Origin of the sequence: Aeromonas sp. DNRA1 (assembly GCF_963888745.1) — a bacterium.
Taxonomy (GTDB): Bacteria; Pseudomonadota; Gammaproteobacteria; order Enterobacterales; family Aeromonadaceae; genus Aeromonas; species Aeromonas hydrophila.
Map to the genome: position 1 here is coordinate 377,347 of NZ_CAWPKQ010000001.1, position 17,479 is coordinate 394,825.

Annotated in this window: 9 protein-coding genes; 4 read left to right on the plus strand and 5 right to left on the minus strand. The window is 62.7% G+C overall.

Going from position 1 to position 17,479, the window contains the following annotated elements; all coding sequences use genetic code 11:
• Window positions 1–14: 14 nt before the first annotated feature.
• Window positions 15–926, minus strand: a complete 912-nt coding sequence (flaA, locus tag AACQ43_RS01725; protein ID WP_076359762.1) for a flagellin A — start codon at window positions 924–926, stop codon at window positions 15–17.
• Between the two features lie 416 nt (window positions 927–1,342).
• Between flaA and AACQ43_RS01730 the strand changes: the two genes are divergently transcribed.
• Window positions 1,343–1,975 (plus strand): trimeric intracellular cation channel family protein, encoded by a 633-nt coding sequence (locus AACQ43_RS01730; RefSeq protein WP_011705587.1) that lies wholly within the window; start codon window positions 1,343–1,345, stop codon window positions 1,973–1,975.
• Between the two features lie 101 nt (window positions 1,976–2,076).
• Entirely contained in the window at window positions 2,077–2,469 is a 393-nt protein-coding gene (locus AACQ43_RS01735; protein ID WP_039214967.1) for a hypothetical protein, read from the plus strand.
• Between the two features lie 76 nt (window positions 2,470–2,545).
• Here the strand turns inward: AACQ43_RS01735 and thiI are convergent, their stop codons facing one another.
• Complete coding sequence (gene thiI, locus AACQ43_RS01740) at window positions 2,546–3,994, minus strand: tRNA uracil 4-sulfurtransferase ThiI (protein ID WP_168965584.1); 1,449 nt, start codon at window positions 3,992–3,994, stop codon at window positions 2,546–2,548.
• 178 nt (window positions 3,995–4,172) lie between these two features.
• Here thiI and AACQ43_RS01745 point away from each other — a divergent pair, with 178 nt between their 5' ends.
• The gene (locus AACQ43_RS01745; RefSeq protein ID WP_139705734.1) at window positions 4,173–5,132 is read left to right on the plus strand and encodes a hypothetical protein; all 960 of its coding nucleotides are present in this window, start codon (window positions 4,173–4,175) and stop codon (window positions 5,130–5,132) included.
• A 101-nt stretch (window positions 5,133–5,233) separates the two neighbouring features.
• Here AACQ43_RS01745 and pbpC read toward each other — a convergent pair whose 3' ends face one another.
• From pbpC to AACQ43_RS01760, 3 genes are all read right to left on the minus strand, one after another.
• Window positions 5,234–7,642, minus strand: coding sequence for a penicillin-binding protein 1C (pbpC, locus tag AACQ43_RS01750; RefSeq protein WP_168965586.1), 2,409 nt, complete (start codon window positions 7,640–7,642; stop codon window positions 5,234–5,236).
• Window positions 7,608–12,509 (minus strand): alpha-2-macroglobulin family protein, encoded by a 4,902-nt coding sequence (locus AACQ43_RS01755; RefSeq protein ID WP_168965588.1) that lies wholly within the window; start codon window positions 12,507–12,509, stop codon window positions 7,608–7,610. The genes pbpC and AACQ43_RS01755 overlap by 35 nt, the downstream gene beginning before the upstream one ends.
• 166 nt (window positions 12,510–12,675) lie before the next feature.
• On the minus strand, window positions 12,676–14,364 hold the full coding sequence (locus AACQ43_RS01760; RefSeq protein WP_168965590.1) for an FAD-dependent oxidoreductase: 1,689 nt from the start codon (window positions 14,362–14,364) through the stop codon (window positions 12,676–12,678).
• A gap of 134 nt (window positions 14,365–14,498) precedes the next feature.
• Here AACQ43_RS01760 and AACQ43_RS01765 point away from each other — a divergent pair, with 134 nt between their 5' ends.
• Window positions 14,499–17,438 carry a sensor domain-containing phosphodiesterase gene (locus tag AACQ43_RS01765; protein WP_168965592.1) on the plus strand — a complete coding sequence of 980 codons (2,940 nt, stop codon included), beginning with the start codon at window positions 14,499–14,501 and terminating at the stop codon, window positions 17,436–17,438.
• Window positions 17,439–17,479: the final 41 nt, after the last annotated feature.

Here is a 17,479-nt window from a genome sequence, read left to right on the forward strand (position 1 = left end):
CCTGTTTTCTTTTATCAACCCTGCAGCAGGGAGAGTGCTGACTGCGGACGCTGGTTTGCCTGAGACAGTATGGTCGAGGCAGCCTGTTGCAGAATGTTCTGCTTGGTCAGGTTGGCGGTCTCGGTCGCGAAATCGGCATCGCGGATCCGTGAACGCGCGGCACTGACGTTTTCAGAGACGTTCGCCTGGTTGCGAATGGTTGAATCAAACCGGTTCTGCACCGCACCCAGTTCAGCACGCTTGCTGTCCACCACCTTGATCATGTAATCCAGGTTAGCCATGGCCGATTGTGCATCTTTGGCGGTAGTAATACTCCCAATACTGGTTGTCGTCACTGTCCCACTCGGATTCTTCGCCACTGAATAGGGCTCGCCGGTTGTTGTTGTTGTAACTGTTGCATTACCCTTCGTTGCTGATGCCATTCCAGATATGCTGAAAGCTGTGGTCATCCGGAACGTGATGGTCTGACCCGCGTCGGCACCAACCTGGAAGGAGCCAACATAACCACCATTGAGCAGATTCTGGCCACCAAAGGTAGTGTCTTTGGACACCCGGTCGATTTCAGTCATCAGCTGAGTGTACTCTTGCTGCAACGCGGTACGGTCATCGGTGTTGTTGGAACCGTTGGCAGACTGCTGAGACAGGGTACGCATCCGTTGCAACATGGAGGTGATTTCATCCATGGCGCCTTCAGCAGTCTGGGCGACGGAAATGCCGTCGTTGGCGTTGCGGTTGCCCTGATCCAGACCATTGATCTGAGAGGTCAAACGGTTGGAGATCTGCAGGCCGGCGGCATCGTCTTTGGCGCTGTTGATGCGCAGACCAGATGCCAGACGGGTGTAGGATGTATCCAGAGATTTGTTGGTGTTCATCAGGTTACGCTGAGCGTTAAGCGATGAAACGTTCGTATTGATATAAAGACCCATGACTATTCTCCTAAGCTATTAAATTTACTATCTAATTTGCTCGAACTTTATTGTCTTTCCTGTTCGATGCGTCTTATTTAACGGCCTCTTTTTCGATGTCTTTAGCATTATTTTCAACGCTTCATCGCATTAACGCCGCTTACCCTATTTATCGGCATGTTCTCGTTGAACTTGAGGAAAAAAATGCTCTGTTCTTCCCGCTAAGTTCACTAGGCAAACAACAGAGGGCGATAGGCGAGGCAGCGTGAACCTTGCTGGCCATCTGGTACCGTTCAGATACCATGACGACGGCCAGCAACATCACCGCCAGCAAAAACTTGGTCTGGCTCCCACTTCTTGCAGGCAGCCATTGGTCAGACGCCGCAATCCCCCCTAAAATCGCGGCCCCATCAACAATTGGACGTGAGTTGTTCTCCATGCAGACACTGGTTGAGCAGATTGTTTACATCAGCGACATGTTTGGTACTGCGGTATTCGCGTTTTCGGGGGTTTTGGTGGCGGGCCGCCTCAGGATGGACGGTTTTGGTGTCATGGTGTTGGCGGCAGTCACCGCCATCGGGGGCGGTACCATCCGCGACATGATCCTGGGGGCCACCCCCGTCTTCTGGGTACGCGACCCTCTCTATATCTGGGTGGTCATTGCCACGGCGCTCATCGGCATGTGGATGGTCAAGCTGCCCCGCCGCATGCCCTGGTACGTGCTGCCGGTCGCCGACGCCTTCGGGCTGGCACTCTTTACCGTGATCGGGGCGCAAAAAGCCCTCAACTTTGGTACATCAGGGCTGATAGCTGTATTGATGGGCACCATGACAGGGGTGGCTGGCGGCATGATCAGGGACGTGCTGGCCCGGGAAGTGCCCATGGTCTTGCAAAAAGAGATCTATGCCACCGCCTGCATCCTGGGGGGCATCCTCTATACCCTGGCACTGGAGATAAACGTGGATCGGGTGACCGCCATGCTCATCTGCATGACGGCGGTGTTCGGTTTGCGGGTGGCGGCCATCTATTGGCATTTGTCACTGCCCACCTTCTCCCTGCAGCGCAATTGATGCCGTGGCCAGGGGGCGAGTCGCACTCCTGGCCAGGTTGCGTTGAACCAAGCAGGCTTTTCTGTTGTCATAGGATTCAGTGTTGTAAGCCGGAATCCCTCATGCAAAAACTTGGACTCATCACATCACTGCTATTGATGAATGTGGCAACGGCGCAGGCCGAAGCGCAGGTACTGTTTGGACGGCTGGCTTCCACTCCGGTGCAGCAGTTCAACCAGCAGATCCGACAGGCAAGCACTGCCCAGCAGAGTTGGGTCAATGACTATCGTGAAGTGGCATTGCGTTTTGTCGGCCACAGCGACATCCCCAGTCGCATCCAGGCACAACAGCTGGACAACGATCTGGTGCTCTCCGTTGCCCTTGACGGCACCAAGAGCGACATGATCTACATCCTGACCCTGTTTCGCAGCAACAACCTGTGGCAGATGCGCCAGGCTGAGATGGGGTGGCGCTGCCAGGGGCAATCCACCTTTACCCCGGTACCCTGCCCTTAACGCAGGCCCTCTCTACCGAGTGAAATAAAAAATCCGGCTCATTGGCCGGATTTTTTATGCATGCGTGAACGTCATATTACGGACGGTACACCTTGACGTTGGCAAAGCCCTTCTCTTTCAGATAGAGCGCCTGCAGCTTGCTCATCACGCCGCGATCGCAGTAGAGCAGGTAGGTCTTCTCCTTGGGCAAATCGCCAAAGGCGGTGGCCAGCTTGAAGAAGGGGATATGCATGACCTCACGCCCTTCCACCTGCAACGGCTTCTCGTCGTGCTCGTCCATGGCGCGGATATCGAGGATCACCTCGTTGTCGCCACTCTCGGCGGTAGTCTCCACTTCCTGCACCTCGGCAGCGGTCTCTTCACCGATGCGACGAATGTCGAGGTAACGGGCCTCGGCCACCACCTTGTCCAGAATGGCGAAGTCGAAGTTCCCCTCTTCCTCTTCAATGCGCGCCAAATCGGCCTTCACGGTCGGCTTCTTGGAGATAACACCGCAATACTCCGGCATGGTCTCGGCGAACTCCAGAGTACCGATGCGACGGGCTTCGCTGATGATGTCCGGCTTGTCCCAGGTGATGAGCGGGCGCAGGATCACCTTGTCGGTCACCCGGTCGATGACGTTCAGGTTGGTGAGGGTCTGGCTGGAAACCTGACCCACGCACTCGCCGGTCACCAGCGCCGGGATCTGGAACTCGTCGGCCACCTTGGCGGCGGCACGCATCATCATCCGCTTGAGCACCACGCCCATCTGGCCGTTGTCGATCTTCTCGAGGATCTCGGCCACTACCGGCTCGAAGTCCACCGCGGTGAAACGCACCCGGTGGGAAGAGCCGAAGCGGTTCCACAGGTGATAGGCCACCTGCTTGACGCCGATCTCGTGAGCGGCACCACCCAGATTGAAGAAGCAGTAGTGCACCCGGCAGCCACGCTTGATGAACTGGAAGGAGGCCACACCGGAGTCAAAACCGCCGGAGATAAGGCTCAGCACATCTTCCTGGGTGGCGATGGGCATGCCGCTCAGGCCCTGGTGGATGGCGCTGACGATGAAGAGCTCCTCGCCATCGATCTCGAGGTTGATCTTCACATCCGGGTTCTTGAGGCGCACGCCGTTGCTCACGCAGTGCTGGTTCAGGCCACCGCCCACGTAGCGTTCCACTTCGAGGGAGGAGAACTCGTGCTTGCCGTGGCGCTTGGCGCGCACACAGAAGGTTTTGCCCTCGAGCTGGTCACCCCACACGGCTTTCACCTGCTCGAAGATGTCGTGCAGGTCGGTAAACTTGCTGGCCTGAACCTCGAGGAAGGCCTGAATGCCGGGAATGCAGGCCAGGGCTTCGATGGCCTGTTCACGGAACTGGTCATTGCGGGAGCTCACGATCAGCTTGTCCCAATCCATCCGCACCCGGGCATCGTCGTCGAAGCGGCGCAGGACATTGCGGATATTGCCCTGCAGGATCTTGATAAAGCGCTGGCGAACCGACTTGCTCTTGATGGTGATTTCCGGGAACAGCTTGATAATGAACTTCATGGTAATGACTCGGGTGACCTTGATTTAAGGGCGCGAATTATATCAGAACTTTGTGGCCAGCGCCTACTGGATGAGCGTTTGCTCACATTCCCCCACGCAGTATTTGCCGTGCAGCGCCAATCTTGCGTATATTCCCGAACCTGCGTCCCGGCAACATTCCTGACCACAGACCCATTCGATGAAGACCTACATCTACTACCCCGGCATGGAAGTGCGCGACGAGCTGTGGCTCAAGTTTGCCCTGCTCTATCTGGAGCGGCTCGCCTTCGTCTTCACCGTCAGTGAGAAGAGCGGCCTTACCGCCCTGCTGCAGACGCTCGAACAGGAGACGGACCTGCTGGCCGAGCGACCGGATGCCACCTTCTTTGCCGCCATCACCCCCCAGCTGGAGAGTCAGCTGAGCAGCCTGCTCGCCCCCGATTTCGTGCGTCACAAGGTGTTTGGCAACAAGGAGCTGATCGGTCGCTGGCGCACGCCAGCCAACCACGACTGCTTCTGCCCGGCCCAGGCGGGGCTGGAGCGGCTGCACGGCTTTTGCCTGGCACACGGTTTTGCCAGCCGGGAAGAGGGCGGGTTCAGGATGGCACGGCGCTTTGCCAACCTGCTCTCCATGCGACTCGCCCGCGAGTGGGCACTCGCCAATGAGGGGGCCCTCATCACCGATCACGACTATCTCGACCGGCTGCTCCACCTGCTTGAATCCCGCTATCACAACCGCGGTGGCCAGGATTGCTTCCACCTCGAGATCCCGCTGCAAGTGCCCACTCACTTGGCCGACATCCCGTTTGCAGAACTGATCGCCCTGCGCAGTCGCAGCGGCTTTCGCCAGCAGCTGGCCGAATTTAATCAGGCGCTCGATGCCCTGCTCGCCATGCTGGGCAGCGGCTACGCCGAGCCCGCCGTGCTGACCCGCTTCGAGCAGGCCCAGCAGGGGCTCAACCAGCTGCTGGGGCCGCAGACCCAGAGTCTGCCGCTCACTACCCTGGTGAGTACCGGCCTGCCTGCCATGGCGATGATCCATCGCCTCAAGGCAAGCCATCCGGACAGCAAGCTGGTGTTTCACTCCATCAAGAAGAGCCACTTCCACCAGCGCAAGAGTCAGCACTTTTTCACCCGGCTGGGGCAGGTCAAGCCCTGAATCCGCGACGCCCTGCTAGGAAATCGACAATCCGCTGACGACATCGCAGCCATCCCCCGATGTCGTCAATATTCTGACCCCCCAAAGAGAGGCGCCTCCCCTCAGGAGGGATTCTCCAGCCGAAACTCGATGCGATCGCTGTTGCCCGCCTCGTCCACCACCACCAGCTGATAACGACCCGCCACACTCAGCACCTGATCCCCGTCCCAGCGCAGCCGCTGTCCGTTGAGAAACCAGGCCTGCTTGCCAACCCCCCCAAGCACCTTGGGCTGCAACCGATAGCGCTGGCTGCGAATAAGGTTGCCCTCCCCCAGCGCCACGATGCGAATGGGAGCCTGCTGCTCGGCACTCTGCCCCTCCCCTGCACAACCACTGGCCAGCAGCGCCTGACGCCGCTCGCCGGGGGACCGCCACGGCTCCAGCGACAATGGCCAGAGGGCCCGAAAACCGGATTGCGCCACATCGGGGCAACGGGTCAGAGTCGGCTTGCCCGCGGCGGTCAGTGCGACCTGGCGCAGCGGCGAGGACCAGTCCATGGGATCCGGCAAGGTGGGAGGATCGCGCCCTTCCAGCAACCAGGCGCTCTGGCGCTGCAGACAGGCCTCAGGCAGGGTTGCGCTCGCCTTGCGCCCCAGTGGCCAGCACACTTCGGCCTCGCTCACCGTGTTGGGCTGTGCCGGCAGAGGGCTGTTGTCCGAGAGCCGCGAGTAGACCGAAAGCAGCAGCGGCACCGCTGCGCTCTGGCCGTAAAAACCAGGCATGGGGGTACCGTCGGGGCGCCCAAGCCAGACGCCGATGGTCCAGCGACCGGAGACCCCCATCGCCCAGCTGTCGCGATAGCCGTAGCTGGTACCGGTCTTCCAGGCCAGCCGGTTGACCCGGCCGGTCGCCTCGCTGGCAAAGGGTTGGTCCGCCCGTCCCTGCGCGCTCAATATTTGCCAGATGATCCAGGCCGCGCCCGGACTCAGCAAGGGGCGCGACACCTCCTGCTGCCCCGCCAGCCAGACCGGCATCGCCACCAGCCCCTCCCGGGTCAGCGCACTGTAGAGCGCCACCAGCTGCTCGAGCCGAATGCCCGCCGCCCCCAGCGCGATGGCCGGATTGGGTTTGTCGGAGAGCGCCAGCCGCACTCCGGCGTTGTCGAGGCGACTGACCAGTTTGTCAGGCCCCAGCGCCTCCAGCACCTGCACCGCCGGCACGTTGAGGGATTGCTGCAGCGCCTGCGCAAGGGTCACCGGCCCCTGAAAGGCGCCGGAGAAATTGGCGGGGCGATACTCCGAGCCCAGTCTCGGTGCATCGGAGAGCAGGGAGGCCGAGTGCACCAACCCTTCATCCATGGCCAGACCGTATATGAAGGGCTTGAGGGTGGAGCCGGGAGAGCGGATCGCCTGCACCATGTCGAGATAACCGTGGCGGCGCAAATTGCCATACTCGGCGCTCCCTACATAGGCGCGCACCGCCATGGTTTTGTTATCTACCAACAGCAACGCCGCTGAGGTCTGCTCGGGGAAGCGACGGATATAGCTCGCCACCCGCCCCTCCAACCAACGCTGCAGATCGCCGTCTATGGTGGTGTGCACCAGCGCCCCGGCCTGATTATCGGCGGCAAGGCGGGCAAACAGCGGCGCCTCCATCGGCGTGAAGTGACCGCGGGCCAGCACCGGCTCGATGCGTCCCTCCAGCCACGCCTGTTCGGGCCAGACCCCCTGCGCTACCAGTCGCTGCATCACCTTGTCACGGGCGGTGCGGGCCCGCTCGGGATGGCGGTCCGGCCGGTTGCGGCTGGGAGCCTGCGGCAGCACCGCCAACAGCGCAGCCTCGGCATAGGTAAGCTTGGCGGCGCTCTTGCCGAGATAGGCAAAACTTGCCGCCTGCACCCCCTCCAGGTTGCCGCCAAACGGCGCCCGATTGAGGTAGACGGTGAGCAGGGTGCGCTTGTCATAGTGCCACTCCAGTTGCAGCGCACGCACCATCTGGCGCAGCTTGCCGGGCACGCTCCGGTGGTAGGGCTCGATAAGACGCGCCACCTGCATGGTAAGGGTCGAGCCGCCCGATACAGCCCGCCCATAGCGCAGCCACTGCCAGACCCCGCGCACCATGGCCACCGGATTGACCCCGGGATGACGCCAGAAGTAGCGATCCTCGTAGCCCAGCAGCGCCTCGATATAGCGGGGGGAGACCTGCTCTAGGGTCACGGGATAGCGCCACACGCCGCTGGTATCGGCAAAGGCGCGCAGCGGTCGCCCCTTCATGTCGAGCACCACCCGTGCGTAGGCAGGGTCGAGCGGTGGCGGCGGGAAGAGTCTATCCAGCGCCAGCAATGACAGGAGCAGTGCTACAACGCCCAGCACCGAGAAACACAGCCAGCGTGGCAGGCGACCAAGCCAGCGCCAGCCAGCGCGGCCACTGCGAACTAATTTCAGCCAGCCACGCTGCCAGAAAGTGAGCGGGCGAACCCGCTCAAGGGAGGGTTTGTTACTCAGAGATACGCACCTCGTGGATATCTTCACCCACGGCACGCAACTCGGGGCGGTACATATCCTCCACCTGGGTCGGCGGCACCTGATAGCGACCCGGAGTCACCGCCCGCATCAGGTAGACCAGTTGCTGGTTGCTCCCCTCGCTCAGATCCAGCGCTGCCGTGTAGCGGTCATCGCGAAACTCCTGATGCTTGAGATAGTCGTTCCACTCGCTTTGCCACGCCGGTTTCCCCTCGATGGAGAGCTCTTCGAGCTTGATGCTGTTGCCAAGGGTCGGATTCTCCAGCTCGAAGCCAGCGGGCACCATCTCCACCAGCAGGGCATCGGGCACCGCCGATTCACTGCTGACATTGAGCCGCACCACCACCAGATCGCCCACCTTCACCTTGGTCGGGTCAAAACGCTGACCGTCGCTGTTGAACCAGCTGCGGGTCACGCTCATCCCCTTGCTGATCCGTGCCGGTGCCTGTTCGGGGTAACCGACCAGAGTGCGCTGCACATAGAGCGAGCCCTTGCCCTCGTTGGTGACGGTGCTCGCGGCCAGTGCCTCGGGGGCACCCTGCTGCAGCGGAGCCGAACCGCTCAGGGATCCACTGCCAAGAGAGGAAGTCACCCTGGCCTGCCAGTCGACGGCCGGGTCGAAGCGGGCGAGTCGCAGCAGGGCGAGCCGCTCCTGAGTGCTGAGCCACTGACGATGGGCCAGGGTATCGGCCACCTTGGCACTGAGGGCTGGCCAGCGCTCCGCAGCCAGCTTGTGCTGGCGCAGCAAGGAGAGCTCAAGGGCTTCATCGCGCAGCGGCGAGCCGTAATCACCCAGATAGTCATCACCGCGCTCGGTCGCCAATGCCCGACTGAGGGCCTTGGCGGCGTTCTGCTCATCCCCCATGGCCGAGAGGGACAGCGAGAGGTGCAAGAGTGGCAAACCGGAGCGTGCGTGATCGGCCTGCTGCTCCCAGATAAGGCGCAGGGTAGCGAGCGGCGCCTTGCCCACCCGGGCCAGCACATAGGCGCTGTAAGTCTGATAGGCCAGCCGGCTATGCTCGGGGGCACTGCTCCAGCGCTCGCCGTACTGGCTGTCGGTGAGATAGTTTTGCAGCCGGTTCAGCGCCTGATTGAGCATAGCCTCCGGCACTGCATCGCCTGCCTCCTTGCGCGCCAGCAGATAGTCAGCGGCATAGGCGGTGAGCCACTGCTCCTCGTCGGAGCGACCATCCCACAGGCCAAAACCGCCGCTGGGCAGTTGCAACCGCTGCAGCCGCTGTAGCAGGGCGCGTTGCACATCCGCCTCGCTCGCCGCTTTCTTGCTCTCTGCGGATTTGCGCCAAGCGGCCCGCTCATCCGCCGTGGTCAGCAAGTAAGGCCAGGCACGGGACAAGGTCTGCTCCAGACAGGCGTAGGGGTAGTCAGCCAGCGCCTGCCACTGGGCTGCCGGATCCCAAGGGGGAGTGCCGGAAAGGCTGAGCAGCCCCTGCAGGTTGGCGCGATCCAGCCCGACCAGCTCAGCTGGCGCAAAGCTCATCTGTTGGCCGGGAGCCAACATCTGATAGCGCTGGCGAGTCTCGGCAGGCCAGGGGGAACGCAGCGGCAAATACCAGTCGCGGCTGATGGCAAAATCCTTGCCGCTGGCCGCCAACTGCAGGCTTGCCACGCCGCTCGCCCCGGTCACGGTGAGCGGCAGGGTCAGCCACTGCTCCTCGCCGTTTTTAAGGGAAAGGGTGCCGGGCAGCTCGCCATTTGCCTTGAGCCCGCCGTTGAGGGTCCAGGCAAGGGAGAGGGTCTGATCCTCGCCGCTCGTGTTGCGCAGCTGCACCAGCGCCCGGGTCTCATCGCCTCTGGCGCCAAAGCGCGGCCAGCCAATTTCGGCCACCAAGGGCGCCACCACCTTGACGGCGCGCTCGGCCTCCCCGACTTGCTGTTCGTTCCAGGCCAGCGCCATCAGTGCCAGCTCGCCGTTGAAGTTGGGCAGATCGAGCGGGATCACCGCCTTGCCCTGCTGGTCAAAACTCACCTCGCCGCTCCAGAGCGCAGCTATCTCGACCCGGCTCTCCAGCGCGCCGCCCTTTTTCAGCGGCGCCCGGTCACCCCCATAATTGAGGCGGGCCAGCTTGCCATCCTGCGGCGGGATCACCTGGCCGTAGTTGTCGAACAAATCTTGAGCGAAGCGCTTGCGACCAAAGAAGATCTCGAACGGGTCGAGCGGCTGGTAGTTGCTGATGTTGAGCACGCCCCGATCCACCGCCGCCAGCACCACCCGCCCCCGACTGTTGGGGGTGGAGGTGGCGGTCACTTCCAGCCGGGTAAGCGGCACCGCTTTATCAGGCGCGCTCAGGGTGAGCGGAAGACGGCGAGCTTCCCGATCCAGGGTGAGCGGCACCAGCCCGACCGAGCGCAGGCTCTGTCCCTGCTGGCTGCTGACCGGTTTGGAGGCGCTGTCTGGCGCGGCGATCTGGGCCGAGATATGCAGATCGTGGCGCTGCCACTCGGGACTGACCGGGATCTCGAACTCGCCGCGGGCATCCTTGGCATTGCCACCGGCCCCCATGAGCTCGATGCGCTGCCACCAGCGCAGGCCGTCGCCATCTTCCACCATCAGCAACCCTTTGCCGGGGCGCGGGGCCACCAGGGTCACTTTGGCCTTGTCACCCGCCTGATAGGCGCGCTTGTCGAGGGTGATGGCAATCTTGTCAGGCCGCGCCTGCTCGCCACCGCCGCCCCAAGCGTAGCTGCCGATCTCCACCCGTAGGCTGGATTGATGGCCCTGACTATTCTCCACCTCCAATCGATACCAGCCCGCCGCCAGTTGCAGCGTGAGCGGGGTCGGCCCCTTGCCATCCAACTGCAGGGTCTGCTCCTGTTCCAGATAGGGCTGGCTGTTGAACTCGTACTTCCACCCCTCCCCATCGGCGTAGTGCCAGTAGTAGTCGCGGTACTCGTTGATAAGGCGCACCTTCACCGCCCCCGCCACCGGCTGGCCTTGCTCATCAAGGTTGAGGATCTGGAAGGGGAGCGGCTTACCCCCCTCTACTCGATCCGCCACGAAGTCGGCCTTGAGGGCCGGCCACTGGCTGCCCATGGGCCAGCCATACTGGGTGCGGCTGCGATTGACGGCGCGACCACCGGGCTCGGCGAGCGACACCCGATAGGCCACCTCCAGTGGCCCGAGGGCGCGCACCCCATCGAGCTCATCAGCTAACGAAAAAGTCCCCTGCCCCTGCGCATCGAGGGTGAGATTGAGGGGCTCGAGATCTTTGGCCTGCTCGGCGAGCAGCACGTCACCCAGAGTGAACTCCTGCCACTGGGTAAAGGGCATGGTGGCGCGGCTGATCTTTACCTCCGCCTTGGCCTTGGTCGCACTGGCCGGCGCGCCGTAGAGATAGTCCCCTTGCAGTGGAAGAGTGAGGGCGGCGTCCAGACTCGTCACTTCCCCATCCGGCCCCTTGCCAAGCTGCAGTTTCAGCCGCTCCGGCAGAAATTCCTCCACCAAAAAGGGCCACTCGAAGCGGCTGCCAGCGGAGGTCTTGAGGTTGATTGTCCAGCGCCCGAGCGGCGCATCATCCGGTAGACGCAGACCGTAGTGGGCCGCGCCAAGATTGTCCGGCAGCAGCCGTTTCTGTTCGAGCAGTTGGCCGTCCGGCTGCTTCACCTCCAGCTCTACCGCCATGCCCGGCAGCAGCTGGCCATCCTGCCCCTTGAGCAAAATCTCGCTGTCGAGCCGCTCGCCGGGGCGATAGAGGTCGCGCCCGCTAAAGAGATACAACTGCTGGGCCTGCCAGGGCTGGGTACCGAGATCGAAGGTGGAGAGATCGAGCGCCGCCCCATCGAGGCGCAGCACCGCCAGATGGTTGCCCTGTTCAGCCAGCAGCAAGCGGGCACCCTGCACCTGATCGAAGCGACGATGGCCCTGCGGATCCGTGGTTTGCACCTGCAACCGGTTGCCCTTCTCGTCGAGCAGGGAGAGCTGCACATCCTTGAGCGGGTCGGCGCTGGCCAGGGAGCTCACGAACACCTCCAGTTGATCACGGTAGCGGCGGGCACTGAGCCCCATGTCGCTCACCGCAAAATAGGTGGTCTCCTTGCGCCAGTCGTAGTTACCAAGAGGTGACATCACCGCAAAGTAGACGCCAGCCTCCACCAGCTGCGGCTCCTTCACATTGATGAGGCGGGTCTCGCGCCGGTTGGCATCGAGCTCCAGCGCGTAGCGGCCGCTGAACACCCGCTTGGCCCGCTGGGTGATCTGCTCAAGCTCCCAGTTGCCCATGCCGGCACCGGGGCGATACTCGGCCAGGAAGCGGGGCAGATATTCGGCATCGACCCGGAAGAAGTCGATATTGACCTCGTCCACGTTGACCGCACTGATGGGCAGGCGCAGCTCGTCACGCAGCGGCAATACCATGCCGCTCGCGGTAAAGGAGGCCCCCGCCTCCAGCGGCCGGGTCTTGAGGGTCCAGCTCTGGGGGGATGGGCCCAGCCCCGCCTTGAGGCTCACTTCATAGCTTTTATCGGGCTGGACGTTAGGGAAATAGAGGGTGCGACCATCTTCGGCGAGGATCCACTCACCCTGCACCTGCTTGCCCCCTTCACTGACCCCGAGCCAGCTCTGCCAATTTGCCTTGGGCGCCAAGGGGCCGGAGAAGACCAGCGCCAGCGCCGGGGCATCCCGATATTGACGGGCATTGGCCTGCACCACGGCGCTTGGGGCACCCGTTTCCTGCTGCGCGGCAGGCTGTGTAGTCGGCCCACTGGCTGTGACATGAGTGACAGACTTGTCGGGGCCGCAGCCGCTCAGCAGCAGCGCAGTGAGCCCCGCCAGCAGCAGGGCCGACCAGCGGCGCCCGGGGACGGCCGTCTGTTGCGGTGAGGAACAAGAGAAGCGAGGGTGAGAGTCGACGCGGCGCATAAAATGTCATCCCTGATTGGCTCGCTGCCAGTGCAGCGCAATAGCCAACAGGATAAGGGATCAGGCTCGCTTGACACAAAACTCATTGCAGTTAAAACGCCAGCAGCCTCCGCCAGATGCAACAGCGCCGACCCTGGGGTCGGCGCTCGCTTGTGGCTGTGACGAGTTACTCCATTACCGCCATCTGCCAGGTCTTGAAGCCGCCGGAGAGGTTCTTGACCTTGAAGCCGTGCTGGCTCAGCAGGCGACAGGCAACGTGGCCACGCAGCCCGACCTGACAGCTGATGAGCAGCTCTTTATCCCTGGGCAGCTCATGAAGCCGGCCGCGCAGTTCATCGAGGGGGATGTGCAAGGCGCCCGGGATGCGACCCAGCTTGTCGAGTTCGGGGCCATTGCGCACGTCCAGTACCTGCTGATGGGGGTGACGGTCCTCTACCTCGGCTGCGTGGCAGAGCAGGGTATCCCCCTTCAAGTGGTTGCTGGCCACGAAGCCGGCCATGTTGATCACGTCCTTGGCCGAGCCGAAGGGCGGCGCATAGGTGAGCTCCAGATCCTGCAGATCAAACACGGTGAGACCGGCGCGCTGGGCCACTGCCAGCACGTCGATGCGCTTGTCGACCCCGTCCTTGCCGATGGCCTGGGCGCCATAAATCTTGCCATCGGGGGCAAACAGCAGCTTGAGGCTGACCGGGTGGGCTCCGGGGTAGTAACCGGCGTGACTGCCCGGGTGGACATAGGCCTTCTCGAACGGCAGCCCCAGCTGCAGCAGCCGCTTCTCATTGAGGCCGGTGCTGGCTACCGCCAGATCGAACAGCTTGCAGATGGCGGTGCCCTGGGTCTTCTTGTAGGTTTCGCAGCGCCCCAGCATGTTGTCGGCGGCGATGCGCCCCTGCCGGTTGGCGGGGCCCGCCAGCGGGATCAGCACTGATTCGCCGGTGACGAAGTCGGTCTCCTCCACCGCATCCCCCACCGCATAGATGAAGGGATCCGAGGTTCGCATGCCGGCGTCCACCTTGATGCCGCCGCGCGGCCCCAGCTCCAGCCCCGCCTTGGCGGCGAGCAGGGTCTCGGGCTTGACGCCGATGGCGAGGATCAGCATGCCGGTATCGAGCCGGGTGCCATCACTCAAGGTCAGGCGTAATCCACCCCGTTGTTCAGTGGCCACGGCAGCGGTTTTTTCCGCCAGCACATCCAGGCTCTCGATGGCCGAGAGGCCGGTGCGCAGGCGCAGATCGATGCCCTCCTCCCGGATACGGGCATGGAGCATGTTGGCCATCTCTTTATCCACCGGCGCCATCACCTGATCGGAGAGCTCCAGCAAGGTGACGTCCAGCTTGCGCTGGTGCAACGCCTCCATCATCTCCAGCCCGATGAAACCGCCTCCCACCACGGTGACGTGGCGCGGCTGATCGTGCGCCAGCGCCGCCAGAATGCGATCCATGTCGAGAATATTGCGCAAGGTGTAGACACCCGGGCTGTCGATGCCGGGGAACGGAGGCCGGATGGGGGCCGCACCCGGGCTCAGCAGCAGCACGTCATAGGCTTCACGGCACTCTTCGCCGGTCAGCAAGTTGCGCACCAGCAGGCTCTTGCCGGCCTTGTCTATCTCGATGACGTCGTGAAAGACCCGCACATCCACGTTGAAGCGGCGTTTGAAGCTCTGGGGGGTCTGCAACAGCAGTGCATCCCGGTTGGGGATGTCGCCCCCGATGTGATAGGGCAGCCCACAGTTGGCGAAGCTGACGAACTCGCCCCGCTCGAACACCACAATTTCCGCTTCTTCGCTCAGACGGCGGGCTCTGGCCGCCGCAGAGGCACCACCAGCCACACCGCCTACAATCAGGATCCGTTTCATCAGCAAGACTCCAGTCAACGACAGATTGCCATTAAATTAGTGATTTCTAATTTAGAATTCAATGAAATTTTGTTTGTACCGATTTTGCAGTATTCTTGCCACCCGACAGTCGTTCAACAGGATGTTATCAGTTCATGTCGTCAACCGCGCTCAGTCACCTTTCTTCTGCCAGCCAGACACCGCTGTTCTTTCGTCTGGACGTGCGCAGCCAGCGGCTGGTCGCCCTGACCGATGTGATGCAAACCCCGCTCTACTGGCTCGATGAGCCCAGAGGCCCCTGGCCGGCCCAGTTGCCGGATGCGCTGCGCCTGCCCATCGAGCAGGCGCTCACCAGCGGCCATGGCGGCAAGCTGGTGCTGCGCTTTGCCGGCCAGCAATGGCACGTCGCCCTCTCCCACGAACAAGATGCCTTCTGGCTCATCTGCCTGCAGACCCTGCGCCAGGAGCCGGTGGCCGATCTGGCGCTGCACCTGCCGCGCCTGAGCCAGATGGCGAGCCAGCAGCAGTTTGCCGCCATGCTGGAGACCCTCAAGGAGAGCCTGGGGGCCGATCGCCTCATTCTCTGGCACTATCAGGCCAACGGTCCCCTCGGCAGCGAACAGCTGACCCCGGTCTTCACTCTCGGTGCCGACGAAGTGGCCGCCATTCGCGGCGACAGCCGCTACATCCGCGCCCTGCGCACCCGCAAGTCCCTGAGCTTTTCGGAGGCGGCGCACCAGCCCATGCTGAGCCAGCACTACTACCTGGCCAATGCGGGGGTGAGCTCGCGCCTCGACGGCGCATTGCTGGAGCAGGAAAAACTCATCGGCGTGCTGAGCCTCGAATACCTCAACGCCACCCCGCTTAGCGAGGAGATGCTGCAACTGGTGCGGCACAGTGCCCAGTTGCTCGGCCACTGGCAACCGCTCCCCGAACCTGTGCACAACCCTGTGCTGGCCCTGCCGGCCGAGCTCGCCCTGCTGACCGGCATCGCCTATTGCCGCGCGCTGGTGCGCTGGGGCATGAGCGTCAGTGGCGCGCGCATCGGCTGGCTTGGCGAGTACCAACCCCGTGGCCAGGATCTCTGGATGATCCCGCGCTGTGTGCTGGAGGGGGAGACCTTCTCTGTGCTCAAACCCATCCAGATGGACCCGGGCCCCGGCCAGGAACTGTTCCAGCACGGCCAGGCGGTCTATGTGGAAGACCTGCCCCTGCGCTACCCCCAGGCCAGCCAGCTGCTGGCACTCAATGCCCCCGTCTATGTCGGCATTCCGCTGCACGGCCAGCACGGCGCCCCCATCGGCCAGCTCACCCTGTTGCTCGACACACCGCTGGCCGACCCCATGCCACTGCTCGACGCCCTCAGCAGCCAGCACGAGCGGGCTGCCGTCGAACTGCAGCGCTTGGCAGCCGACGATGCACTGCGGCTGGCCGAGGTGGCCTTCAACACCCACGACGGCCTGCTGGTGATGGATCACAAAGGGATCATCCTCAAGGTCAACCGCTCCTTTGTCCGCATTACCGGTTTTGCCGACGATGAGATGATCGGCCAGCATATCGTCCGGCTCAGGCCCACCTACTATGGCGATCACCTGGCGCAGGATGTGCGCGAGGCGGTGGCGGCACAGGAGTTCTGGATGGGGGAAGAGCGCTGTCTGCACAAGGATGGCCACCTGTTCCCGGTGCGCTTGATGGTAAGCGGCGTGCAGGACGAGCACGGCGAGATCAGCCACTACGTCTGCAGCTTCTATGACATCAGCCAGGAGAAGGAGGCGGCACGCCACATCGAGCAACTCGCTTACTATGACGATCTGTGCGGCCTCTACAACCGCCGCAGCCTCAACGACATCATGCAGCGCACTCTGCAGGAGGCCAGCGGCCAGTGGGGCGCCCTGCTGCTGGTGGATCTGGACAACTTCAAGTCGATCAACGACTCCCTCGGCCATGCCTGCGGCGATCTGCTGTTGCAGGCGGTGGTGGAGCGGCTCAAGGGGCTGCCGCAGGACAACCTGGTGCTGGCCCGCATCTCGGGGGACGAATTCGCCCTGCTGTTCAGCGCCTTGGGCCAGGGCTATGTCACCGCCAAGATCCTGGCCGAACACTTCGCCCGCGAGCTGATGGGGCTGTTTCGCATTCCGTTCGATATCGAGGATCACAAGCTGCACTGCAGCGCCTCGGTGGGGATCAGCCTCTTCTCCAGCGAGGACAAGGATCACCTGGTGCTGATGCAGCAGGCCGACACCGCCACCCACATGGCCAAGCGATCCGGCCAGGGCAACTATGTGTTCTTCAGCGAAGCGATGGCGGAGAAAGAGAAGAGCAAGCTGGCGCTCAACAACCAGCTGCGCGACGCCCTGCGCCACCACGAGCTGCAGTTGCACTATCAGCCGCAATACCGGGTCGACAACGGTGCGCTGTCCGGCATCGAGGCGCTGCTGCGCTGGCAGCGCAGCGATGGCAGCATGGTGCCACCTGCGGAGTTCATCCCCATTGCCGAGGAGACCAGCCTCATCCAGGACATCGGCTACTGGGTGATGAAGACCGCCTGCGCCCAGTACAGCTTCTGGCTCAATCGCGGGCTAGCCATCCCCCACCTGTCGGTCAACGTCAGCGCCCGCCAGTTCCACACCGTCGGCTTCGTGCAGCAGGTGGAATACATACTGCGCGATACCGGGGTGCCTCCTTCCCGCCTGCTGCTGGAGGTGACCGAATCCGTGGTGCTGGAGAACCGGCTGGAGAGCATCGCCAGAATGCGCCAGCTCAAGGAGCTCGGCATCCTGCTCTCCATCGATGATTTCGGCACCGGCTACTCGTCGCTCGCCTACCTGCGCGACCTGCCGGCGGACGAGGTGAAGCTTGACAGAAGCTTCATTCAGACCCTGGTACACAGCGAACAGGACAAGGCCATCGTCAAGGCGATCCTGGAACTGGCCAAGGTTTTTCGTTTTACCGTCACCGCCGAAGGGGTGGAGGATGAAGAGCAGCTCGCCATCCTCAAATCCCTCGGATGCCAGCATTATCAAGGCTTCCTGACCAGCCGGCCGCTCACCGCCAAAGCCCTCGAGAGCCTTCTGGGTGCCGCGGTACCGGGCTAAACATGTAGGATTTATAGGGCTTTATGTAATAAAATAACGGC

Bases quoted from the DNA above. Each gene is read 5' to 3' on its own strand.
- AACQ43_RS01735 (WP_039214967.1), top strand. From the start codon at position 2,077: ATGCAAAAACTTGGACTCATCACATCACTGCTATTGATGAATGTGGCA.
- AACQ43_RS01730 (WP_011705587.1), top strand. From the start codon at position 1,343: ATGCAGACACTGGTTGAGCAGATTGTTTACATCAGCGACATGTTTGGT.
- AACQ43_RS01755 (WP_168965588.1), bottom strand. From the start codon at position 12,509: ATGCGCCGCGTCGACTCTCACCCTCGCTTCTCTTGTTCCTCACCGCAA.
- thiI (WP_168965584.1), bottom strand. From the start codon at position 3,994: ATGAAGTTCATTATCAAGCTGTTCCCGGAAATCACCATCAAGAGCAAG.
- AACQ43_RS01745 (WP_139705734.1), top strand. From the start codon at position 4,173: ATGAAGACCTACATCTACTACCCCGGCATGGAAGTGCGCGACGAGCTG.
- flaA (WP_076359762.1), bottom strand. From the start codon at position 926: ATGGGTCTTTATATCAATACGAACGTTTCATCGCTTAACGCTCAGCGT.
- AACQ43_RS01765 (WP_168965592.1), top strand. From the start codon at position 14,499: ATGTCGTCAACCGCGCTCAGTCACCTTTCTTCTGCCAGCCAGACACCG.
- AACQ43_RS01760 (WP_168965590.1), bottom strand. From the start codon at position 14,364: ATGAAACGGATCCTGATTGTAGGCGGTGTGGCTGGTGGTGCCTCTGCG.